The sequence below is a fragment of the Neisseria sp. 20925_1_37 genome (genome assembly GCF_041433255.1).
Classification (GTDB): Bacteria; Pseudomonadota; Gammaproteobacteria; order Burkholderiales; family Neisseriaceae; genus Neisseria; species Neisseria flavescens_D.
On sequence record NZ_JAPWBC010000002.1, the window covers coordinates 242,155 to 264,637 of the forward strand.

Annotated in this window: 22 protein-coding genes and 3 tRNA genes; 16 read left to right on the top strand and 9 right to left on the bottom strand. The window is 45.7% G+C overall.

Features of this window, described 5'->3' with window-relative positions:
* Positions 1-16 precede the first annotated feature (16 nt).
* Both rpiA and O3661_RS02675 read left to right on the top strand, forming a co-directional pair.
* A complete protein-coding gene (rpiA, locus tag O3661_RS02670; protein WP_003679072.1) occupies positions 17-688 on the top strand; it encodes a ribose-5-phosphate isomerase RpiA in 672 nt (223 codons plus the stop codon).
* 74 nt (positions 689-762) lie between these two features.
* Complete coding sequence (locus tag O3661_RS02675; RefSeq protein ID WP_371492205.1) at positions 763-1,506, top strand: thermonuclease family protein; 744 nt, start codon at positions 763-765, stop codon at positions 1,504-1,506.
* A gap of 181 nt (positions 1,507-1,687) precedes the next feature.
* Here the strand turns inward: O3661_RS02675 and O3661_RS02680 are convergent.
* From O3661_RS02680 to O3661_RS02690, 3 genes are all read right to left on the bottom strand, one after another.
* Positions 1,688-1,778, bottom strand: a tRNA-Ser gene (locus tag O3661_RS02680).
* Positions 1,779-1,839: 61 nt separating this feature from the next.
* Positions 1,840-1,926 (bottom strand) — tRNA-Leu (locus tag O3661_RS02685).
* A gap of 38 nt (positions 1,927-1,964) precedes the next feature.
* A tRNA-Leu gene (locus O3661_RS02690) sits at positions 1,965-2,051 on the bottom strand.
* Positions 2,052-2,145: 94 nt separating this feature from the next.
* Here O3661_RS02690 and rnr point away from each other — a divergent pair.
* The 4 genes from rnr (at position 2,146) to recR (ending at position 7,744) form a co-directional block, all read left to right on the top strand.
* Entirely contained in the window at positions 2,146-4,626 is a 2,481-nt protein-coding gene (gene rnr, locus O3661_RS02695) for a ribonuclease R (protein ID WP_371492206.1), read from the top strand.
* An 82-nt stretch (positions 4,627-4,708) separates the two neighbouring features.
* On the top strand, positions 4,709-5,056 hold the full coding sequence (locus O3661_RS02700) for an ArsC family reductase (RefSeq protein ID WP_107857105.1): 348 nt from the start codon (positions 4,709-4,711) through the stop codon (positions 5,054-5,056).
* 145 nt (positions 5,057-5,201) lie between these two features.
* Positions 5,202-7,055: a SurA N-terminal domain-containing protein gene (locus O3661_RS02705; protein ID WP_371492207.1), complete on the top strand. Its 1,854-nt coding sequence runs from the start codon at positions 5,202-5,204 to the stop codon at positions 7,053-7,055.
* 83 nt (positions 7,056-7,138) lie between these two features.
* Positions 7,139-7,744, top strand: coding sequence for a recombination mediator RecR (gene recR / locus O3661_RS02710; protein ID WP_003679078.1), 606 nt, complete (start codon positions 7,139-7,141; stop codon positions 7,742-7,744).
* A 62-nt stretch (positions 7,745-7,806) separates the two neighbouring features.
* On the opposite strand, the gene O3661_RS02715 is transcribed toward recR, so the two are convergent.
* Positions 7,807-8,094, bottom strand: a complete 288-nt coding sequence (locus O3661_RS02715; RefSeq protein WP_107810480.1) for a hypothetical protein — start codon at positions 8,092-8,094, stop codon at positions 7,807-7,809.
* 214 nt (positions 8,095-8,308) lie between these two features.
* Between O3661_RS02715 and O3661_RS02720 the strand changes: the two genes are divergently transcribed.
* The 4 genes from O3661_RS02720 to O3661_RS02735 all read left to right on the top strand — a co-directional run bounded on the left by O3661_RS02720 (position 8,309) and on the right by O3661_RS02735 (position 13,426).
* On the top strand, positions 8,309-9,559 hold the full coding sequence (locus O3661_RS02720) for a lipoprotein-releasing ABC transporter permease subunit (RefSeq protein WP_371492208.1): 1,251 nt from the start codon (positions 8,309-8,311) through the stop codon (positions 9,557-9,559).
* A complete protein-coding gene (gene lolD / locus O3661_RS02725) occupies positions 9,552-10,235 on the top strand; it encodes a lipoprotein-releasing ABC transporter ATP-binding protein LolD (protein ID WP_371492209.1) in 684 nt (227 codons plus the stop codon). The genes O3661_RS02720 and lolD overlap by 8 nt, the downstream gene beginning before the upstream one ends.
* Before the next feature lie 131 nt (positions 10,236-10,366).
* On the top strand, positions 10,367-12,118 hold the full coding sequence (recD, locus tag O3661_RS02730; protein WP_371492210.1) for an exodeoxyribonuclease V subunit alpha: 1,752 nt from the start codon (positions 10,367-10,369) through the stop codon (positions 12,116-12,118).
* Between the two features lie 189 nt (positions 12,119-12,307).
* Positions 12,308-13,426: a hypothetical protein gene (locus O3661_RS02735; protein ID WP_371492223.1), complete on the top strand. Its 1,119-nt coding sequence runs from the start codon at positions 12,308-12,310 to the stop codon at positions 13,424-13,426.
* A 93-nt stretch (positions 13,427-13,519) separates the two neighbouring features.
* On the opposite strand, the gene O3661_RS02740 is transcribed toward O3661_RS02735, so the two are convergent.
* Entirely contained in the window at positions 13,520-13,921 is a 402-nt protein-coding gene (locus tag O3661_RS02740) for an RNA-binding S4 domain-containing protein (RefSeq protein WP_003679090.1), read from the bottom strand.
* Positions 13,922-14,125: 204 nt separating this feature from the next.
* Here O3661_RS02740 and O3661_RS02745 point away from each other — a divergent pair, with 204 nt between their 5' ends.
* The 6 genes from O3661_RS02745 (at position 14,126) to O3661_RS02770 (ending at position 19,475) form a co-directional block, all read left to right on the top strand.
* Positions 14,126-15,085 (top strand): acetyl-CoA carboxylase carboxyltransferase subunit alpha, encoded by a 960-nt coding sequence (locus O3661_RS02745; protein WP_371492211.1) that lies wholly within the window; start codon positions 14,126-14,128, stop codon positions 15,083-15,085.
* Positions 15,086-15,173: 88 nt separating this feature from the next.
* Positions 15,174-16,508 (top strand): tRNA lysidine(34) synthetase TilS, encoded by a 1,335-nt coding sequence (tilS, locus tag O3661_RS02750; protein WP_371492212.1) that lies wholly within the window; start codon positions 15,174-15,176, stop codon positions 16,506-16,508.
* A gap of 210 nt (positions 16,509-16,718) precedes the next feature.
* On the top strand, positions 16,719-17,318 hold the full coding sequence (rpoE, locus tag O3661_RS02755) for an RNA polymerase sigma factor RpoE (RefSeq protein ID WP_004519728.1): 600 nt from the start codon (positions 16,719-16,721) through the stop codon (positions 17,316-17,318).
* Positions 17,319-17,323: 5 nt separating this feature from the next.
* On the top strand, positions 17,324-17,872 hold the full coding sequence (locus O3661_RS02760; RefSeq protein ID WP_371492213.1) for a sigma-E factor negative regulatory protein: 549 nt from the start codon (positions 17,324-17,326) through the stop codon (positions 17,870-17,872).
* 117 nt (positions 17,873-17,989) lie between these two features.
* Complete coding sequence (locus tag O3661_RS02765; protein ID WP_371492214.1) at positions 17,990-18,781, top strand: TrmH family RNA methyltransferase; 792 nt, start codon at positions 17,990-17,992, stop codon at positions 18,779-18,781.
* Positions 18,782-18,815: 34 nt separating this feature from the next.
* A complete protein-coding gene (locus O3661_RS02770) occupies positions 18,816-19,475 on the top strand; it encodes a UPF0149 family protein (RefSeq protein WP_371492215.1) in 660 nt (219 codons plus the stop codon).
* 162 nt (positions 19,476-19,637) lie between these two features.
* On the opposite strand, the gene O3661_RS02775 is transcribed toward O3661_RS02770, so the two are convergent.
* The 4 genes from O3661_RS02775 to O3661_RS02790 all read right to left on the bottom strand — a co-directional run bounded on the left by O3661_RS02775 (position 19,638) and on the right by O3661_RS02790 (position 22,474).
* Entirely contained in the window at positions 19,638-20,594 is a 957-nt protein-coding gene (locus O3661_RS02775) for an IS110 family transposase (RefSeq protein WP_371492216.1), read from the bottom strand.
* A gap of 301 nt (positions 20,595-20,895) precedes the next feature.
* Positions 20,896-22,068: a zonular occludens toxin domain-containing protein gene (locus O3661_RS02780; protein WP_371492217.1), complete on the bottom strand. Its 1,173-nt coding sequence runs from the start codon at positions 22,066-22,068 to the stop codon at positions 20,896-20,898.
* Positions 22,069-22,070: 2 nt separating this feature from the next.
* Positions 22,071-22,352, bottom strand: coding sequence for a DUF2523 family protein (locus tag O3661_RS02785; protein WP_314553326.1), 282 nt, complete (start codon positions 22,350-22,352; stop codon positions 22,071-22,073).
* A gap of 8 nt (positions 22,353-22,360) precedes the next feature.
* Entirely contained in the window at positions 22,361-22,474 is a 114-nt protein-coding gene (locus tag O3661_RS02790) for a virulence factor TspB C-terminal domain-related protein (protein WP_371492224.1), read from the bottom strand.
* Between the last annotated feature and the right edge of the window lie 9 nt (positions 22,475-22,483).

Sequence of the window (22,483 nt, forward strand, 5' to 3'; positions counted from 1 at the left end):
CTGAAAGACTGACAACATGGCAACTCAAGACGAACTCAAACGTATTGCCGCTGAAAAAGCGGTGGAATTTGTTCCGGAAAACGAATACATCGGTATCGGTACCGGCTCTACCATCAACTTCTTTATCGAAGCTTTGGGTAAAAGCGGTAAGAAAATTAAGGGTGCCGTGTCTACTTCTAAAAAATCCAGCGAGCTTTTGGCGAAATATGAAATTCCAGAAGTTTCACTGAATGAAGTGATGGGTTTGGCGGTTTATGTTGACGGCGCAGATGAAGTCAACCACGCGCTACAAATGATTAAAGGCGGCGGCGGTGCACATTTGAACGAAAAAATCGTGGCCAGCGCATCCGATAAATTTGTTTGTATTGCCGATGAAAGCAAATATGTTTCCCGTTTGGGCAAATTTCCATTGCCGGTAGAAGTGGTTGAAAATGCCCGTTCGCTGGTGTCGCGCAAACTGCTTGCCATGGGCGGACAACCTGAGTTGCGTGTCGGCTATACTACTTTCTATGGCAACCAAATCGTCGATGTTCACGGCCTCAATATCGACCAAGCCCTGAAAATGGAAGACGAAATCAATAAAATCACCGGTGTACTCGAAAACGGTATTTTTGCCCGTGATGCAGCCGATGTGTTGGTTTTGGGTACGGCAGAAGGTGCAAAAGTCATCTTGCCTTGTCAGGATTAATGAAGATTAATCAATCTTAAAAGGCCGTCTGAAAGTGCATCAGGTCTTTCAGACGGCCTTCAATTTGGCAAAATATGCAAATCAGTAAAATTATAAAATGGTTGCCCGTCGTTTTATCCGTTTTGGGCGCGCTTGGTTACAGCTCACGCGATACCGAGTTGATTCGTACAGGGGTAAGCGTTGCCGCAACATTGGCACAAGGCGACAATATCGGTTTGGAAAAGGTCAATGAATGGCTGGGAGAAAATGTTGTTAAAGCCACATCTGACACCAAAGCCGAAGCTAAACCCAAACCCAAACCAGAACAAAAACAAAAGTCATCGCGACAATCCTACACATACAACGGAAAAATCATCAAAATCCATGATGGCGATACCATGCACATTATCGATAACGACGGCAGGAAACACAAAATCCGCATGGCCTATATCGATGCACCGGAAAGCAATCAGGCCTATGGTACGCAATCGCGAGACAATCTGATTGATGCCGCATTGAATAAAAAAGCCAAAGTCCGTGTGTTTGAAGCCGACCGTTACCAGCGCGAAGTTGCCCAAGTATCAGTCGGCATGATTGATTTGAATTTAATGCAGATACGGGATGGTGCCGCATGGCATTATGAAAGTTATGCCAAAAAACAACAAAGTAAAACTGCCTACACTGACTATTCGGCCGCACAAAAACAAGCCAAGGAAAAACGTAAAGGCTTATGGAAAAAAGACAATCCGCAAGCACCTTGGCAATTTCGCCGTCAAAACCACGAGCAGCAGAACGGCAATAAAAAGCAGTCTGATAAACAATGGTTTGGGATTTGGTAGGTTTTACGAAAGAGGCCGTCTGAAAACTTTCAGACGGCTTTTAATCATCAAGGTTTAGTATAAGATAAGAATGTGTGGCAGGTTTCTAATTAGAGGATAATAGAAATAAAAGTGTGATGTAATATTTTTAAGAAGGGCTGATATGAAAAAAGACACCGTTAGTTGGTGTCTTTAGTATCTATGGCAGAGAGGAAGGGATTCGAACCCTCGATACGCTATTCACGTATACACGCTTTCCAGGCGTGCGACTTAAACCACTCATCCACCTCTCTGTGGACTATTATCCTGACTTGTTATCAGAATAATGTAAAACTTGACTGATTGATTTATCAGTGGTGCCCAGGAGAAGACTCGAACTTCCACACCCGTGAGGATACTAGCACCTGAAGCTAGCGCGTCTACCAATTCCGCCACCTGGGCAATTTAAATTTTCTTAAGCAAAGAAGCACCAAATTACTTGGTGCCCAGGAGAAGACTCGAACTTCCACGCCCGTGAGGACACTAGCACCTGAAGCTAGCGCGTCTACCAATTCCGCCACCTGGGCTTTGCTTTATTCTTCAATTTAAGGTAGAGTTGACTACCTGAACTGCGAAGAAGCAGCTATTATATATTTTAAAAAAAGAATGTCAACTATCAAAATGAACAAAAATACTAAATCTTTAAATTTACGAGAAAAAGACCCGTATTTGGAGCGGGAGAAACAACGTTACGCTCAGCCGTTGCCCAGCCGTGAATGGGTCATTGAATTATTGGAACAAAAAGGTGTGCCGACCAAAATCGAAGCGTTGGCACATGAATTGTCGATTACAGAAGATGAATATGAATTCTTCGAGCGTCGTCTGAAAGCGATGGCACGTGATGGTCAGGTGTTGATCAACCGACGTGGCGCGGTATGCGCGGCAGAAAAATTGGCATTGGTTAAATGCCGTGTTGAAGCGCATAAAGACGGCTTTGGTTTTGCCGTGCCGCTAACGCCGACGGGCGAGGGCGATTTTGTTTTGTATGAGCGTCAGATGCGCGGCGTGATGCACGGAGATATTGTTACCGTTCGTCCTGCCGGTATCGATCGCAGAGGCCGTCGTGAAGGTACGGTTTTAGATGTGGTGGAGCGTGCGCAGTCTAAAGTGGTCGGTCGTTTTTATATGGATCGTGGCGTGGCTATTTTGGAGGCGGAAGACAAGCGTTTGAGCCAAAGTATCGTGTTAGAGCCTGAAAGCGTGGCGAACTTTAAACCGCAATCCGGCCAAGTGATTGTGGCTGAAATTGAGACGTATCCTGAAGCGCATCGTCCTGCTGTGGCTAAGCTGATTGAAGTGTTAGGCGATTATGCCGACAGCGGTATGGAAATCGAAATCGCTGTACGCAAGCACCATTTGCCTTATCAATTCAGCGAAGCATGTGTCAAAGCCGCGAAGAAAATTCCTGATCATGTGCGTAAAACCGACTTGAAAGGGCGCGTGGACTTACGCGATTTGCCTTTGGTAACCATTGACGGTGAAACTGCGCGGGACTTTGACGATGCGGTTTTTGCTGAAAAAGTCGGCCGCAATTACCGTTTGGTGGTAGCGATTGCCGATGTCAGCCATTATGTCCGTCCTGATGATGCGATTGATGTAGATGCTCAGGAACGCAGTACCAGCGTGTATTTCCCACGCCGTGTGATTCCGATGCTGCCGGAGAAGTTGTCCAACGGTATCTGCTCGCTCAATCCTGATGTCGAACGCCTGTGTATGGTGTGTGATATGGTGATTACCTATGCCGGCAATATCAAGGAATACCGTTTCTATCCAGCAGTAATGCGTTCGCATGCGCGACTGACTTACAATCAAGTTTGGGATTGGATTTCAGACGGCCAGGATCATCCGTTTAAGCAGCAAATCGATACTCTGTATCAGTTATTTAAAATCTTGCAGAAAAAACGCTTCGAGCGTGGCGCGGTTGAGTTTGAGAGCGTTGAGACTCAGATGGTTTTTGATGACAACGGTAAAATCAACAAGATTGTTCCAGTTGTCCGCAACGATGCGCACAAATTGATTGAAGAATGTATGTTGGCGGCGAATGTTTGCGCGGCAGAATTTTTGTTGAAAAACAAACATACGGCCTTGTTCCGCAATCACTTGGGCCCGACCCCCGAAAAACTGGCCACTTTACGCGAGCAGCTTGGTTTGCTGGGGCTGAGTTTGGGGGGCGGCGATAATCCGACGCCGAAAGACTATGCTGCGCTTGCCGAGCAATTTAAAAACCGTCCGGACGCGGAATTGTTGCAAGTGATGATGTTGCGTTCTATGCAGCAGGCAGTTTATGAGCCGCATTGCGACGGTCACTTTGGTCTGGCTTATGGCGCATATGCACACTTTACTTCGCCTATCCGCCGTTATCCCGATTTGACGGTACATCGTGCCATTAAGGCTGTATTGAACGGACAAACTTACCAACCCAATAAAACCTGGGAGGCTTTGGGCGTGCATACCTCTTTCTGCGAACGCCGAGCCGATGATGCCAGCCGCGATGTGGAAAACTGGCTGAAAACTTATTATATGCGCGACAAAGTCGGCGAAGTTTTCAGTGGCAAGATTTCGGGCATGACCAGCTTCGGTATTTTTGTAACCTTGGACGATATTCATATCGACGGCTTGGTACATATCAGCGATTTGGGAGAGGATTATTTCAACTTCCGTCCTGAGATTATGGCAATTGAGGGCGAGCGTAGTGGTGTCCGTTTCAATATGGGCGATACGGTTACTGTAAAAGTCGTGCGTGCCGATTTGGATACCAGCAAGATTGATTTGACCTTAATCAGCGGCGGTTCAGTCGGTAAGAGACGCGGCGGAAGAAAAGCGAAATCTGTGAGTAAGCCGACAGCTGCTGACAAGCCTGTCGAAAAGCGTAAGCGTAAACTTTCGGCTAAAGAAATCGATGAAGCGTTGGCTGCTCCCGTGAAGGCAAAGAAGGCCAAGGTAAAAAGTAAACCTGCTTCCAAACCGGCCAAGCCAAGCAAACCTAAAGCCGCAGGTAAGAAAAAAGCGCAGGCGAAAACAGCCTCTGTTAAGGCCGGGCGTAAAAATAACGTTCAAGGCAAAAGCGTGAAGATTAAAGTGAAGAAAGCTGCTAAGAAATAAGTAGCATTCAATTCAGGCCGTCTGAAAGGTTTCAGACGGCCTGAATTTGTGATTTCATGAATAAAACTTAAGGATAAATAAGATGATAAAACTATACGGTATTCCCAATTGCGATACGGTTAAAAAAGCGCGTAGTTGGTTGGCGGAAAATGGAATTGAGTTTGAGTTTGTAGATTTTAAGAAAAACGCCCCAACTGCTGATTTGATTGATGGCTGGCTGGAGCAGGCAGCTTTGGAAATTTTGCTTAATAAAAGAGGTACGACTTGGCGCAAGCTGGATAAAGATGCGCAAGAATCTGCCGCCACAAAAGAAGGTGCGATTGCTTTGATGGTGGAGAATCCCAGCATCATCAAGCGGCCTGTGTTGGTCAAAGAAGGGCAGGTTCATGTCGGATTTTCAGTAGAAGCGTATCAGGAAATGTTCGGATAAGGCATTTTTAGGTTTTTAGGCCGTCTGAAAAAGCAAGCCTTGAAAAAATACGTTACAATACGCGCTTTGAGCCTGTTTTCAGGATTTTAAGATTTTTGCGGTAGCATTTTTCGGCTGCCGCACCAAACTTTTCTTTCGGATAAATATGTTCCATATTGTTGAAAAATATAAAACACCCGCCCAGATTGTTTTAGGTATCATCGGTTTGACCTTTATCGGATTCGGTGCCAATAATTTGTCTTCGCCGGGGTCTGATTACATTGTCAAAGTCGGGGATGAGAAGGTCAGCGAGCATGCTTTACAGATTGCAATACAGAATGAGCAGGCTGCTGGCAATAATGCGCCTTCGCGTGATGCTATATTCCAATCTTTATTGCAACGTGCTTATCTGAAGCAGGGTGCCAAGCTGATGGGCATCGCTGTGTCTCAGGAACAAATCAAGCAAGTTATCGTGGATGATCCGAATTTCCATGATGCTTCCGGCAAATTCAGTCAGGATTTGCTCAAGAAGTATTTGGATCAGCGCAGGATGACCGAGGATCAGTTCGTTGAAGATATCCGTGAACAGTTCCAATTGCAAAATCTGTTGAATTTAGTGCAAAACGGAGCTTTGGTCAGCGATGCGCAAGCACGTCAGTTGATTAACCTGACTCAAGCAACACGTACCATCCGTTCATTTACTTTCAGCCCTGAAGCATTTGCGGCACAAGTAAAAGTAGATGATGCGGCTTTGCAAAAATATTATGAAGCACATAAGAAAGATTACTTGATTCCTCAAGCCGTTAAGTTGGAATATGTGGCTTTAAGCATCAAAGATTTGGCTGACAAGCAAACCGTCAGCGCAGAAGAAGTACAAAAAGCTTACGACAGTAAAAGCGTAGATTTGTCGCCAAGAGCCGAAATTGCGCATATTTTCATTCCGGTTATGCCTAACGGAGATGAAGCAAGCAATGCGGAAATTAAAGCCGAAGTCGACAAAATGGCTGCAGAGCTCAAAGCGCACCCAGATGCTTTTGCCGAGCTGGCGGCCAAGTACTCCAAAGACTTGTCCAGTAGCAACAAAGGTGGCAATTTGGGCTACCTGAGCAAAAGCGGCGGCAGCGGCTTTGGACCTGAATTCGATAAAGCGGCATTTGCATTGGGTAAAGGCGAAGTCAGCGATACCGTTAAATCGTCTTTGGGTTATCACGTCATTAAAGTTTTGAATGTCGAAGCTGAGCCGACTTTGGAACAAGCCAAAGCGCGTATCGAAGCAGCCTTGAAACTGAAAAAAGCAGCTTCTGCCTTTAACGCGGCCAAAGAAAAACTGGGTGAAGATACCTTCAATGATCCGTCTTCTCTGGCAAAAGCAGCCGCTAATTCAGGTTTGAAAGTAGAAAGCCTGGATGAATGGGTGACCAAAGCGGGCGCGAAGGAAGCCGGCTTGCCTGAAGCATTGATTAATGCCGCGTTTAGTGATGATGTACTGAAGAAAAAACACAATTCTGAAGTGATCGCCATCAACAACGATACCGTTTGGGTCATTCGTGCGAAAGAAGTGCGCGAAGAGAAAATTGCACCATTTGCAGAAGTTAAAGACACTGTCCGTGCAGCATATCAGCGCTCTGAAGCCGCCAAACTGGCAGAGAAGAAAGCCCAAGAAACTTTGACTGCGTTGAAAGCCGGTAAAGCTGCCGATGTTCAATGGTCGCCTGTTTCTCAATTGAGCGCGCAAGATGCACGTAAAACCATGTCTCCGGAAGCTTATGCGGCTTTGTTGAAAGCGCGCCCTGTCGGTGGTAAACCTGCGTACGCATTGTTGGAAGGTATGCCTGCACCGGTGATTATGGAGGTTCAGAGCGTTTCTGCTCCTGAAAACGCCGATTCACAGATTCCGGCTGCTAAACAGGCTTTGGTTCAACAGCTTTCTGCCAATGTTTTCGATGCCTTGCTCCAGTATTTGGGTAAGAAAATCGATCGTACGCAAGGTGCACAGCAAGTTAATAATGCTGCCGAATAAGCAGAATATTAGAGTAGGGCAGCCGGATGAATTCCGGCTGTTTTCTTATTTTTAGCTATCTTTTTAAAAGGCCGTCTGAAATCATGAGTAAAAATCCTGATGCCTTTGTCCGCTTGATTAATGCATTAAAAATATTGCCCAATGTCGGCCCGAAATCCGCTCAACGCATGGCTTACCAGCTTTTACAGTACAAACGCGAAGAAGCGCAGGAGTTGGTGGACGCTTTGCAATTTGCCTTGAGACAGGTGCAGCATTGTCGGATGTGCAACACATTTTGCGAAGGCGATTTGTGTGAAATTTGTGCGGACGAAAAACGTGAGAAAAGTCGCTTGATGATTGTCCATATGCCGGCGGATGTTTCCAGTATGGAGGCGGCTAATTGCCATGATGGTCTGTATTTTGTTTTGATGGGGCAAGTTAGTCCGGCGCAGGGCATGGATATTTCGGCAGTAGCGTTAGATAAGCTGGTTGCCCGTTTGCAGGCGAGTGATATTGAGGAAATTATCATTGCAACCAACTTCACAGCCGAAGGCGACGCGACAGCGTATGTATTGGCGGAATTGTTTAAAAATCTTCCTTATAAAGTCAGCCGGTTGGCAAGGGGAATCCCTTTGGGCGGCGAGATGGAATATGTGGATGCCGGTACTTTGGCACAGGCTGTTTACGATAGAAGAAATATCCAATCTTAAATACCAATATAAAAAGGCCGTCTGAATGTTTTTCAGACGGCCTTTTCATTGATGAAATCAGATTATTTGCAGCTCACGCCTTGAATTTGAGGCGTATCGCCGTTGCCGACTTTGAATGCGCATTTGGTTGCGCTGCTACCGGATACGGTAACAATACCGTTTCCGCTGTTGAGGCTGACAGGTTCTTTTACTCCCATGCCGACAGCGGTGGCTGCCAGTTTTTGAACATCGGCGTCGGAGTAAGCGGTATTGTTTGAACTGATTTTGATTTCTTTAGCGGCATATGCATTGAAGCTGAATGACAAACCTACAGCTACGGATACGAGGGCCAAGAATTTTTTGCTGTTCATTAGTGTATTTCCTTTTTGATGGTGACAAAGTGTGTCACAGCTTCAGAATAAGGGCGATTGGCAGATTGTGCAAGTTTTTCGGCGGAATTTACGGGAAGATACATGGTTTTACATACACTTTATCCCTGAATGCTACATCAGTCGGGCAATCGGACGACCTGTCGGTTTTACGGTACAATAAGTATTTTTTGACAAACGAATGAGGCATTTTTGAATGGCTTCTTTAGAAACTTGGATAGGCCTGCGCTATTTGCGTGCGAAAAAACGCAATGGCTTTATGTCATTTATTACCATGATTTCAATCGTCGGTATCGCCTTGGGTGTAACGGCGCTGATTGTGGTGTTATCGGTAATGAACGGATTTCAGAAAGAGATACGCGGTCAATTGTTGAACGTCGCACCTCATGCAGAAATCGGCTATTACGATGTCGGCAGTGCGCCGGGTTGGCAGAATTTGCGCGAATTTGTAAAAGGCAAAAAGGAAGTATTGGCTAGCGCGCCTTATGTTTCCGATCAAGCTTTGCTTGCCAATGCAGGAGAAGTACGCGGTGTACAGATACGCGGTATCTTGCCGTCTGAAGAAAAAAATGTCGTTGATTACGGCAAGGATATGCCGGCCGGCAGTTTTGATGATTTGAAGCCGGGCGAGTTTGATATTATTTTGGGTCAAGGGCTTGCTGAAGCATTGGGCACGGAGATTGGTGGCAAGGTTACAGTGATTACGCCAGAGGGTAATGTCACGCCTGCCGGCGTAGTGCCGCGCTTGAAGCAGTTTAATGTAGTCGGTGTGGTAAAAACAGGTGTTTATGAAGTCGATAACACATTGGCCATGACGCATATCAAGGATGCACAAGTCTTGTATCGACTGGGAGAAAATGTCGGTGGGCTGCGTTTGCGACTGGCTGATCCTCAGAATGCGCCGTCTTTCATTGCCAAGTTGATTCCTGATGCTAAAAAAGATGAAGTATGGGTGCGCGACTGGACGTTTAACAACCGCAGCTATTTTGAAGCCGTTGAGTTGGAAAAACGCATGATGTTCATCATTTTGACACTGATTATCGCAGTTGCTGCGTTTAACCTTGTCTCTTCTTTAGTAATGGCAGTAACGGAAAAACAAGCCGATATTGCGATTTTGCGCACGTTGGGTTTATCCCCGAGCGGCGTCATGAAGATTTTCTTGGTGCAGGGTGCTTTTGCGGGATTCTTCGGTACGCTTGTGGGCGTGGTATGCGGTGTATTGCTGGGTTGGAATGTCGGCAAGATTGTCGCATTTTTTGAAGACTTGTTTGGCGTGCATTTGATTAACTCACAGGTTTATTTCATCGATTACCTGCCTAGCGATGTGAACTTAAAGGACGTCGCCGTTATTGCCTGCATTTCGCTTGGTTTGGCATTTATTGCCACACTGTATCCGAGCTGGCGTGCTGCAAAAACCCAACCTGCGGAGGCTTTGCGTTATGAGTAAGACAATTTTGAAATGTACCAGCGTTGGCAAAAGCTATAATGATGGCGCATTGAATGTACAAGTGTTGAATCATTTGGATTTTGAAGTTGCCGAAGCGGAAAGCGTGAGTATTATTGGTTCGTCAGGCAGCGGTAAATCTACGTTGCTGCACCTTCTTGGTGGCTTGGATATGCCGTCTGAAGGCAAGGTAATACTGATGGATCAGGATTTGGGTGGTTTGAGCCAAAAACAATTGGGCGAATTGCGCAACCGTTATTTGGGCTTTGTGTATCAGTTCCACCATCTATTGCCTGAGTTTTCTGCTTTGGAAAATGTCATGATGCCGCTTTTAATCGGTAAAATGCCCAAGGCGATGGCTGAGGAGAAGGCTGTCAAAATGTTGAAGAAGGTCGGCTTGGACAAGCGTATGCTGCACCGTCCGAGCGAACTTTCCGGCGGTGAGCGTCAGCGTGCGGCGATTGCCCGTGCTTTGGTTAATGAGCCGAAATGCCTGTTGGCAGATGAACCGACGGGTAACCTTGACCGTAAAAATGCGCAAAATGTGCTGGACATGATGCTGGATTTGAAACGCGAATTAAACACCAGCCTGATTGTGGTAACCCATGATGACGAGCTGGCTGAGCGTTTCGACCGGGTAATGACCATGAAAGATGGCAGTCTGCAAGTGTTGCAATAAGGTTATTATTTCAGGAAAATATTTTATGCTTTGAACGGTATAATAGAGGTCGTCTGAAAATAGGTTTTCATTTATGGAAACGCTGTTTTTCAGACGGCCTTTCTTTTTTCCGTATCAATCAATCCTGAGCCATGAATCCGACCGACTCTATCCTTTCCTCTGCCGCAGATGCGGCCATAGCGTTTTTCCGCCGCCACGAAGTACAGGGTGCATCCGTTATTGAGCCTTATGTGGTTCGACTGTTTGCAGCCTTGCAAAACGGGCATTCGTTTATTTACTTGGATAAAGCGGATGTTGATGCCTTAAGCAACTTGCCGAATTTGGTCGGCAATGCGGACAAACCGCTTATCCTGCAAGGCCGGAAATTGTTTTTGGGGCGGATGTGGCAGTTGGAGCATGATTTGGCTGTCGAAATCAAACGGCTAGCAAGTGCCGAGGCGGAAGAAGTGAATTTCATGGCAGCTTCAAAAAGCCTGAGCGATTGGTTTGATACTAAAGACAGCAAAGAGCAGAGGGATGCTGCGGCTTTGGCATTGTTGCAAAACTTTATGCTGATTACCGGTGGGCCGGGGACGGGTAAGACAACGACCGTAGCAAAGCTTTTGGGTCTGATTTGTAATAACAGTACGAAGCTGCCCCGTATTGCGTTGGCGGCGCCGACGGGCAAAGCGGCTGCGCATATGGCACGGGCCTTGCAACGTGCTTTGGACGGTTTTGATTTGTCTCCGAGCATTAAAGCGCATTTGGCAAACTTGGAAGGGCAGACTGTCCATCGTTTGCTGAAATTGCGGCCGCCGCAAATGCGCCCTGCGTTCAATCATGAACATCCGCTTGCTTTGGATGTTTTGGTGGTGGATGAGGCCTCAATGTTGGATTTGCCGCTGGTGTTGGATTTATTGCGCGCCGTGCCTACCGGTTGTCGTCTGGTGTTGCTTGGTGATGAAAATCAGTTGCCGTCGGTTGGCTTGGGAGCTGTGTTGGCGGTATTGTCGCGTCCGACGGCTTTGGATAAAGAAACCGCTGAAAAGCTGGAAGTGTACCTGCCCAATCATGGTTTTGAGATTAAAGAGTGGCCACAAGCTTTATCGCAAAACAATGCCAAATTGACGTTCAGCCACCGTTTTGGTGCAAACAGCGGTATTGGTTGTTTGGCAAGGGCGGTGGTGTCCGGGGAAAAGCAAACTGCGGTCGAACAGTTTGACAAGTTCCCCAAAGAATTGGAAATGAAACCAGGCCGTCTGAAAGAGCAGGTCGCCTTACTGTATCAAAAGCAACAGGATTATTGGCAGGCTGTGGCAGAGAATAATGTCGCACTCGCCTATGGTCATGTGGCAGATGTGGTGGTATTGGCGGCTTGGCGGCAGGATGCGGATGATTTGAATCAGGCTTATCAAGAATACCTGCAACGACAAGGCAAGGCTTCGGGCGAAACGCCTTGGTTTGTCGGACAAATCATCATGATTACGCACAATGATTACATGCTGGAAGTGTTTAACGGCGACATCGGGCTGATTATGAAAGATGAAGAATCGTTGAATGGCTTGTCTGCCTATTTTCCTGAGAAAGATGGATTCAAAAAAATTGCCATCAGCCGTTTGCCTGATTTTGAATCGGCTTTTGCTATGACGGTGCACAAGAGCCAAGGTTCGGAATATCGGGAAGTATGGCTGTTGCCCCCATCAGTGCCCGCAACAACGGAAAGCGAAGAAGAAGCCCGAGGTTTGGATAAGGCTCTGCTTTACACAGCCATTACCCGTGCGCGTGAACGATTTGTGTTTTGGGGAAATGCGGAGGAATTATGTAAAGCTGTGGGATGCCATCAAAAACGCAGGACGGCATTGGCCGATGCCTTGAAATGGCAGTTTGAACAGTCTGATGAGTAGGCTTCCGTTTGACCTGAATCAAGAGGCCGTCTGAAAGAGGATAAAGCGTTTAAATCTGCTTGACTGATTACACTAATTTACATACGATAAAAATAATTAGTAAATAAAATGAATGATTTATACGAAATTCATAATGTTGTACGCTTTATCGAATACTTCACTTTCAATACCTTCTTTTGGAGAGTCGGCATGAAATTTCAAACCAAACTGATTGCAACCTGTATTTTATTGGCTTCATCATCTTATTCTTTGGCGGAAAATGCTGATGGCGGGCATGATGCGGCGGCTTTGGCCACCACCAACGATTACGTCAATTCCGGCAGTATCATTCGCAAAGATGACGATAAAATCAGCATTTTCAATGATTTGCTGACTGTGAATGGTGGCTTGCGCGTACGTGCGGATACCAAAGACATCAATGCCAACAACAGCAGCATCAATCCTACGCCTGAAGATACCAATGCCAACTTCAATGCAGAGTTTTGGTTACGCGCAAAACTGTATAAAGATTGGAAATTGGTGGCGCAAATCGAGCCGAATATCGATTTGGAAACCGGTAAATTCAATGGCGATCATGATGTGCCGGTGAATAAACTGTATGCCGAAGGCACTTTGTACAACAACATTAAAGCGCGTGTCGGTAAATTTGGTGCGTTTTCTTCATACGGCCGCGTATGGGATACCGAAGTAACCGGCGGTGAAATCTTCTTCGACAATAAAACCCTGCCTACCAAAATCTATGCAGGCCGCCGCACTGGCAATCTGAACGACAACGCATGGGGCATTGGCGGCCGCCGCAGACATTTTGCCGCGGTGCAAAGCATGTTGCCTGTGAATGAGAATATCAACGTCGGCGCAACCGTCAGCTACATGAAAGACATCGATGTACGCGGTGCGAAGAAAAATGCGGTCTTCGGAGAAATCGGTACGGACATCAAGTTTAATGATGATTGGCATTGGATGGCTGCAGTCAGCAAGTCCAATATCAAAGCCTATAATGATGCCGGCCAAAAAATCAAAAATGATGGCGTGTTCACTGAAGTGCGCTATAAATCAGCCGACTGGAACGTCCGCAATTCTTACGACGTATTCTTGAACTACCGCCGTGTCGGTTCGTTGTCCGGTGTCTCTTCCGTTGAGGATTACAGCAAAAACGTCCAAGGCGTGCAAATCGGTGCGACCTATATTCCTTGGAAAAACTGGAAACTTAAAGGCTTCTATTTGGCCGGCAAACAGGTTACGCCTACCGTCGGCACAGATAAGCAGGACGTAAACGTTATTCGTGGTCAGTTAGAATATAAATTTTAATCATCACAAATAAAAAACAGGCAGGATGTCCTGCCTGTTTTTGGTTTTCAGACGGCATGGATATGGGGCCGTCTGAAACAATGGATTCAACGCTTACCAGCTATCGCGCTTCATACGGTCAAGCTGGCGGCGGTCGCGTTTGGTTGGGCGTCCGTCCGGATAAGCAGCACTGATGCGGCTGGCTTGGTCGAGCTGTTTTTGAGCTTCGCGTTCGGCAGCCGTTTTCATGTCTTCTTCGTAGAGTAAACGCGCTTCCGGTGCCGGGCGGCGTTGATGATTGAGCGCGGCAACTTTGAATTTGTAGGGAAGGGAGTTCAAAGTCATGTCGATGGTGTCGCCGGCAGAAATATTTTTGCTGTTTTTCACTTTCGAGCCGTTTACCAAAACCCTGCCCAGCTCAATATGTTTTTGTGCCAGCGCGCGGGTCTTGAAAAAGCGCGCGGCCCACAGCCATTTGTCCAAGCGCATGGACGAATTGTCATGATCGTTTTTCATAGCCTGTTTGAAATGATTGAACTGAATTGAAGTTTATCATAAGATACGGCACTTCATTCGTTTAGTGCAGATATACTATTTCTTTGTTAAAGGCCGTCTGAAAGATTTTTTATTGCAAAAGATGGCAGTTTCCCTTTGAGAAATGCTGTCAAATACGTCTGATTAGCGTATCATGTCAGCAACCGTTACCGAGAGCTTTGTTTTATGAAACCCGTTTTTTTGGACTTCGAACAACCCATCGCCGAATTAACCAATAAAATCGACGAGTTGCGATTCGTACAAGACGAATCTGCCGTTGATATTTCCGACGAGATTGCCAGACTGCAAAAGAAAAGCAGCGAGTTGACCAAGTCGATTTTCAGCAAGCTGACTCCGGCTCAAATTTCACAAGTGTCCCGCCATCCGCAACGTCCTTATACTTTGGACTACATCAACGGTATTTTTACTGATTTTGAAGAGTTGCACGGCGACCGCCATTATTCTGACGATCATGCCATTATCGGCGGTTTGGCGCGTTTCAACGGCCAAAGCGTGATGGTTATCGGTCATCAAAAAGGCCGCGATACCAAAGAAAAAATCCGCCGTAATTTCGGTATGCCGCGTCCTGAGGGTTACCGTAAAGCACTGCGCTTGATGCAGACTGCCGAAAAATTCAATATTCCGGTTATGACCTTTGTCGATACTCCGGGCGCGTATCCGGGCATTGGCGCAGAAGAACGCGGCCAGTCTGAAGCCATCGGCCGTAATTTGTACGAACTGACCCGCCTGCATGTGCCGGTATTGTGCACTATTATTGGCGAAGGCGGTTCGGGTGGTGCGTTGGCAGTGGCTGTCGGCGACTACGTCAATATGCTGCAATACTCGACTTATTCGGTGATTTCTCCCGAAGGTTGCGCCTCTATTCTTTGGAAAACTGCTGAAAAAGCAGCGGATGCCGCGCAAGCATTGGGTATTACCGCCAAACGCCTGCAAGAATTGGATGTCATCGATAAAGTAATTGATGAGCCTTTGGGCGGTGCACACCGTGATTTTGAAACCACGATGAAAAACGTCAAAACCGTTTTGGAACAGCAATTAAGCGAAGCGCAAAGCATGACCATGCCTGACTTGCTTTCTCGCCGTTTCGACCGCATCATGGCTTACGGTAAATTTACCGATAAATAAGTTTGACTGCTGAAAAAGCAAGCAGATGTCGCTGCTTGCTTTTTTTGTGTTCTATTTTTGAGTAATTCACAATTTTAGGCCGTCTGAAATGTCGCAAGTATCCCCTGATTCCCTATTTAAAAGTTTTCAAGCAGCTTTTCCTGATTTGCCGAGCCATACTGTTTTTGAAGTTGGCTTGAGTGGCGGATTGGATTCTGTCGTCCTGCTGCATCTTTTGCATCAGATGCGCGAATTTCGCCATTTTGATTTGCGTGCCGTCCATGTTCATCATGGTTTAAGCACCAATGCCGACAGTTGGGCTAAATTTTGCCAGGATTATTGTCAACGTCTGAATGTTGCCTTGCGGGTATGCCGTGTCAATGTGGAAAAACAAGGAAAAGGTTTGGAAGCGGCGGCTAGGGCTGCACGATATAAGGCATTTTCAGACGGCCTGAAGAAAATTATTGTTTTGGCACATCACCGCAATGATCAAATCGAAACATTTATGCTGTCGGCTGTGCGCGGTGGCGGATTGCGCGGTATGGCGGCCATGCCGGTATGGCGTGATTTAAATGAAGAGATTCAAATTTGGCGACCGCTTTTGGCATTTTCCCGTCAGGAACTGGCTGAGTATGCGCAACAATGGGGATTATCTTTTGTTGAAGACGAAAGTAATGAAGACTCCGGCTATTTACGCAATTGGATGAGAAATCAGGCTTTACCGCAATGGCAGCAGCGTATTCCGAATTTTGAGCGGCAAATTTGTGCCAATGTTCGATTATTGCAGGAAGATTTGCAGCTTTTAGATGAATTGATTGAGTCTGAATACCAGCGTATCAGTCCAAACGGGATATTCAGCATCAGTCTGTGGCGGAAATGTACGCCGCTTTTGCGTCGTCGGCTGCTTTGGTATTTTTTGCGAAAGCAAACAAAATCATTGCCTTCTTATCACAGTATTGCCGATTTTGCCCGAGTGTTGGAAACCGCTGATCAGGCGCAGTTGAATTTGCCAGATGGGGAACTGGTCGCATATCGAGACAAGCTGTTTGTTTGTCAGGAAAGTGAGTTTCAAAAACTGCCTTGGTGTAATGGCAGGGAAGTTCAAGGTCGTCTGAAAGATATTTTGCTCGAAAATGGTTTTGTTTTATTACCGTTTAAGGGAGGTTTATCGGAAGAGGAGTTGGAGAAGCCGGCGGTACTTAGAAGTGTGGCCAAAAGTGATGTGATTCAGTCGGGACAGAGGGAAAAATCAGTCGAAAAACTATTGCAAGAGTGTCATATTGTGCCACTCGTCCGTAAATATTGGCCGATTATCCTAAGTATGGGCAACAAGTGCCTTGCTGTTGTTAATCTTCGGGTGGGAAGCGATGTACAAATAGGGGAAGGCTATCTGCCTGTTCATGAAAAGTTGGTCAAATATATAGCAGAAAAGCAAAGGGACTAACTGTAAATTTAGTAAGAATTAGTAATTTAACTACTTGTGCTAAGTGTATATATAATAAGCAATACAGCTTATGTTAGAGCATCTGCACGAATAAACTTTTGCGATTAAATGTAATCTTGTGGAACTATTTCAAAGCGATGCTGTCTTTATTGTGCACAGCACGCTTTACTATTTTTTGGTTTAAAGCAGTAAAACGATTAAAGGTTGGGTATGAACGATCGCCAAATAGATCAAGTTTTGGTGGAGCGCGCGCAGAAAGGTGACCATAAGGCATTCGAGATGCTGATGTCCAAGTATCAGCGTCGGCTAAACAGACTGATTTCCCGTTTTATTCAGGATGAGCATGAAGTGCACGATGTAACCCAAGAGGCAATGATTAGGGCTTATCGTGCGCTGGTTAATTTTCGAGGTGAGAGTGCATTTTATACGTGGCTGTACCGTATCGGTATCAATACGGCAAAGAATTTTCTGACCACTTCGGGTCGCCAGTTTTTTGTCAGCTCGGAAGCAGCCAATGAGGAGGGGGATGTTCTTGATTTAACCGATCAGATTGCGGATTACCATACGCCGGAAGCTGAAATGATGAATCGGGAAATCTTGCAGACCGTCGAAGCAAGCATTGCGCAACTGCCAGACGATATGCGTCAAGCCATTACGCTTAGGGAAATGGATGGCTTGTCTTATGAAGAAATAGCTCGGGTAGTGGATTGTCCGATAGGTACTGTACGTTCGCGTATTTTCAGAGCGCGTGAACTGATTGCAAAAGATTTGCGGCCGCTGTTGGATACTTCTGAAGATCAAAGGTGGTAATAAAAATGAACGAAAAAACAAATAAAGCATTGGAGTATGTGTCTGCATTGATGGACGGTGAAGCATTGACTGATGAGATGCTGGATGCCGTATTGGCAGACGAGGAAGCATTGCGCGCTTGGCATGAGTACCATATTATCGGCGACTGTATCCGTCAGGGTGCGGCGGCGAAGGTGGCTGATGAAACCATGCAAAGTAAAGCATTTACAGTGCCTCAAGCTGAGATTGCCGGCAAGCAGAAAAAATATACTCATCGCGAAGCGGCTAATAACGGCTTCTTTAAATTCTTTGCAGCCGCTGCCAGCGTGTGTGCCATTGCTGTGACGGCATGGCAGTTTACGCCGCAAACTTCTCGTGACGCTATGCCGGTTGCCGAGAAGTCTAATGTTCAGCCTGCACAAGATATCATTCCGGTAAGCGGTACGCCTGTTGATAAAGCGGCTTCCGAGCCTGGCGAGACTGTTGTGCCGAATGCGGCGAAAGATGGCAAGATTGAAAACCGTCCGACTGTCCGTACCGAGCAGAAAAATGAGCAGCAGACTGTTGTGCAGTAAAAAATGAAATCATGCAAAACCCTTGCTTTATGGCAAGGGTTTTTATTTTTGCAGTAAAACCGTCAGGCCGTCTGAAAGCATAGCTTCAAAGAAGTCAAAACAGTTATAATGCGCTCCATGAAACTGATTACCTCTGCTCAAAACGAACAGCTCAAACATTTATTCCGTCTGCTGACACAGGCCAAAGCAAGGCGTGAAAGCGGTGAAACCGTATTGGAAGGCGTACATCTGCTGCAAACTTATTTGCAAAGCGGCGGTACGCCCAAACAGGTTTACCTGCCTGAAAAGAAACAGCACCATCCTGAAATTCAAGAAATTACGGCGCAGTTGGATGAGGGATTGATTACTTGGGTCGGTAACGAAGCGTTGTCTAAAATCACCAGTCTGACCGATGCCGATGATGTGATGACTTGGATTGATATTCCGAAACAGGCAGGCTTGCCTTCAAACGGAGATTGCGTGGTATTGGAGCGGGTACAAGACCCCGGCAATGCAGGCACGATTTTGCGCAGCGCGGCGGCAGCCGGAGTCAAGCAAATCGTGTGCAGCAATGATTCCGTAGATATTTGGTCGCCCAAAGTGTTGCGGGCGGGAATGGGCGCGCATTTTTTGCTGTCTATTTTCAGTCGGGTGGAATTATCCGCTTGGATGGAAACGTATCAGCATCCAATTTGGGCAACGGCTTTGGGCGGTCGCAATATCGGGTTGTATGAAATGAACCTCAACCAACCTTGCGCTTGGGTATTTGGCAATGAAGGCAGCGGCGTGAGTGAACGAATAAAAGAGAAGGCTGAAGCCTGTGTCAAAATCCCCATGTTGGGGCAAACCGAATCCTTGAATGTCGCGATGGCGGCAACGGTTTGTCTGTTTGAACAAATGCGGCAGCGTATCCATGCCCAGGCCGTCTGAAAACCATAATACGATTTTATTTTAAGGAACGAAAATGCAAATACTGACTTTTGATGAAGCGGCACGCAGCCGATTGATGGAATTGCTGGATGCCAAATCCGAAGCCCTCAACACCATGCGTTGTGATGAAGTGCAGGGTTTTATGATGGCTTTATTGAGCGGCCCAGATGCTTTGAATCCGACCAACTGGCTGCCTGAGATTTTGGGTGAAGAATCCTTGTTTGATGCTAAAGAGCGCACCGAAATCGAGCGTTTGGTCATGGCGATGGCCGCCGATATGCGCATGAAGCTCAACGAGAAAATCCTGCCTGATTTGTGGTTTTATGAAGACGAAGCCGGCAATCCGGATTTCTACACATGGTGTAACGCCTATCTTTACGCACTGGATATTGTGCCTACCGATTGGTTTGAAGCAGTCGATCAGGAAGAGTTTGAAGATTTGTTCTATCCGATTATGGCTTTGGGCGGTATTTATGACGACGAGGAAAACGGCGAAGTCATCTTGCATCTGAATGAAAAAGAGCTGACCCAGCTGGAATCTGATTTGCCGCACGTCCTGCTGGATATTTACTGGTACTGGCAGGCCATCATCAATAAACCGCAAACCGTCCGCCGCGAAGGCGAAAAAGTGGGGCGCAACGATCCTTGCCCATGTGGCAGCGGTAAAAAGTACAAAGCCTGCTGCGGCAAATAAGAAAATAAATAGTGAAATGAAAAGATGATATATTGACTGTCAATTATTAAAATAGGTTAATTTCTTATGTTGCTGTTTTTAATAGGTATTTAGTTATTGCATTTTCAACGGAAACGACAAGGAACGGCTGTTTTTACAGCCGTTTTGTTTTGTTTGAATGTGTTAAACCGTCTGATGTAGCGCTTTATCAAACGGCTTTTTAGTCTTGTGTATATAAAAGGCGATTTTTGCCAGTTTCCGCATTAGTGCAACGATGATTATCATCTTAGGCTTTTTTGCCGCTTCCAAATTTCTGACAAGTTGAGGAAATGCACCCATACGATAGGCAACAAGGGCAGGCATAAACAAGGCGCGTTTTAATTGCCGATGTCCGTATCGGCTCAATCGGCCTTTTTTATTGACACTTGTCCCTGATTGTTCAATTTTTGGACTTAGCCCGGCAAAGGCTACAAATTTATTCGCTGTTTCAAAATTTTTATCTGTCAGGTGTCTTAGTAGGATCACTGCGGTTTCTTTCCCTATTGCCGGGATGGTTTGCAGGTTTTGATATTCGATATTTAGGCTTTCTTTCTGTTTTATCATACCTTCTATTCGTTTTGATGTCTGATCTATTTTTTCTTCAAGCAGATCTATGATTGCTTCATGGGTTGATTTTATGTAGATGTCTTTTGCGGTATGCAACCTGTTTTGTGTTTCTTTTTGCTGATCTTTTAGTTGTTGCAGTAAATTAACTAGCTTATAGAGTATGGGATTTTCAGACGGTCTAAACGGTGTCAGTTTGTCTAAGTGTCGGCTTGCAAATTCGGCGATAAGTTTTGAATCTGCTTTATCTGTTTTAGTATGGCTGAACTGACTTTTTGCGTATTCTTTTATTTTTAGAGGGTTGATGACGTAAACAGTATAAAGCGCGCTCAAATATTCTGCCGCCTGTTCATAATAAATACCTGTTGCTTCCATACTTATGGCAATTTGTCTAATTCGTTTTGTTTTTATCCAATTAATCAGATTCTCAAATCCTTCTGTATCATTGGATATTTTTATATAGTCTTTGCTTCCTTTAGTTTTAATCAACGTTGCGTCTATCGTATCTTTCGATACGTCCAGCCCTATTACGTTCATTGCATTTTCCTTATTTATTCAGCCTTCAATGGCTATGATGATATTCAATCTTTCTTTAAGGTAATTAGACGGCTCGGCATATCTTTTCTTCAGTCTTTAACTCTGGCCGTTTTACTGCCTAAACCGTCCAGGCTTTTGTTTTGCGCTTAAACAAAAACCTGTAAACCGCCTTAATTAAAACGATTTACAGGTTTCAATTTAATTTACCCGATATCAAAAAGGCGGGAGTTCCCGCACCCCGTTGATATTTATTTAACCGTTGATTCCGCTTAAGCTACATCAACAATTAAATAAATATCTCTTAACTGCCGACCTTTGCACCGTTTTGGAATCCTGTTGTTTCTCCTGCTTCGACGTAGCCGTCATACATGAGATTTTGGGGACTTTGCCCACCCATCATAAGGACTTGCCCTTTTTCAGGCTCATAGGCGGTCTGCGGTGCGGTCTGTTGCTGTTGTGCTGCCTGTTGTTCGTCCTTGTATGGGTTAAATGGCAAGCCGTTTTTGACGTAGTCTTTGCACATTGCCTTAGTGATTTCTTTCAACGGCGTTCCCTGACTTGAGTAACAGGTACATCCGCTTTTACCGCCATCGACACAGCCGACAGGGTACTCAAATGTTTTGACTTGGCGGACGCCGTTGTAAATGGGTTTGCTTTCGGGCTTTTCGGCAAGAACTGGCACAAAGTCTTCGGGTTTGAGGTTTTGCCCCTGAATTCCGCTTTGCGGCATCATTTCTTTTTGGCTTTCAGGGTCAAGCGGATTTTTAAAACCTGTATCTTCTTTTACTTCTTCGGCCTGTGCCGTTATTCCTGCTTTTTCTTTATAGCCCTGATACATCTTATAGCCCATAAATCCGACCAAACCTAAAATACACGGCAGGATAAACAACATGGCAATGATGACGTAATACCACCTTGATTTGACGTGCGAATGCGCGGTATGCACTTCGGCGGATTTGTAGTATTCAAAAACTTCTTGTCTGATTTTATGCGAACTGGACAAGGCGTTTCTTGCCTGTTGAGTCGGGTTTAAGGCTACTTCGTTCCACTCCAACCTTGTCAGGCCACCCATTTTGTTTGCAGCTATATGGATATGCTTATTCACGACTTCGCGCAAATTCACGTCAAGCAGCTTGGGCGATTGTGTGATTAGTATCATGTCAATACCGTAATGGCCGTGAATGTTCAAAAAGGCGACGTTTTCGGGCATTTTTGAGCCGCTTGAACGTGTCGGAAACAGATATTGCACTTCGTCATAGATGACGACAGAGCCGATATTTTCTTTCCATTTCAGCCATTCGTACATGTCTTCCCAGCTATGCCCTTCCGGCGGTTTATGATGGTCTATCAAAAGGCCGTTGATGTTTGAAAAGATTTTACGGCCTTTATAGAAGTCATCAAACATAAGCAGTTCGACGGCAAAGGCGGTTTTGCCGATTCTTGGTTTTCCTGTAATCAGAGTAATAGCGGCCATCTTTAACCTTTCTTGCCGAAGCTTAATTTAGACAGAGTTTTAAAAGTAACGACAAAGGCGAGCATGCCAAACATGATGTTCAGAACAACGCCACCGCCTGCGATATAAAATATTTGGATCGCTCCGGCGGGAACCGCCCCCATGCTGCTTATAAACTGATTTTTAAGATTACCCATAAGAGCGTCAAAACCGACATAGGTAATGATAGAAACCCCTAAGGCAGTCAGAATGTATTTGACAACATGGTTTATCAAATATGGAGCAAGAGCAGCTAAAAATTTCATAAATCCCCCTATGCGTTATTTCTGACAACTCTAGCCACGAAAAACGAAGCTACCAACCAAGCCATGGCGATAATAAAAGGGCGCATCATGGCAGCTAAATTACAAGCCGGCTCAAGACTGATTTTATATTC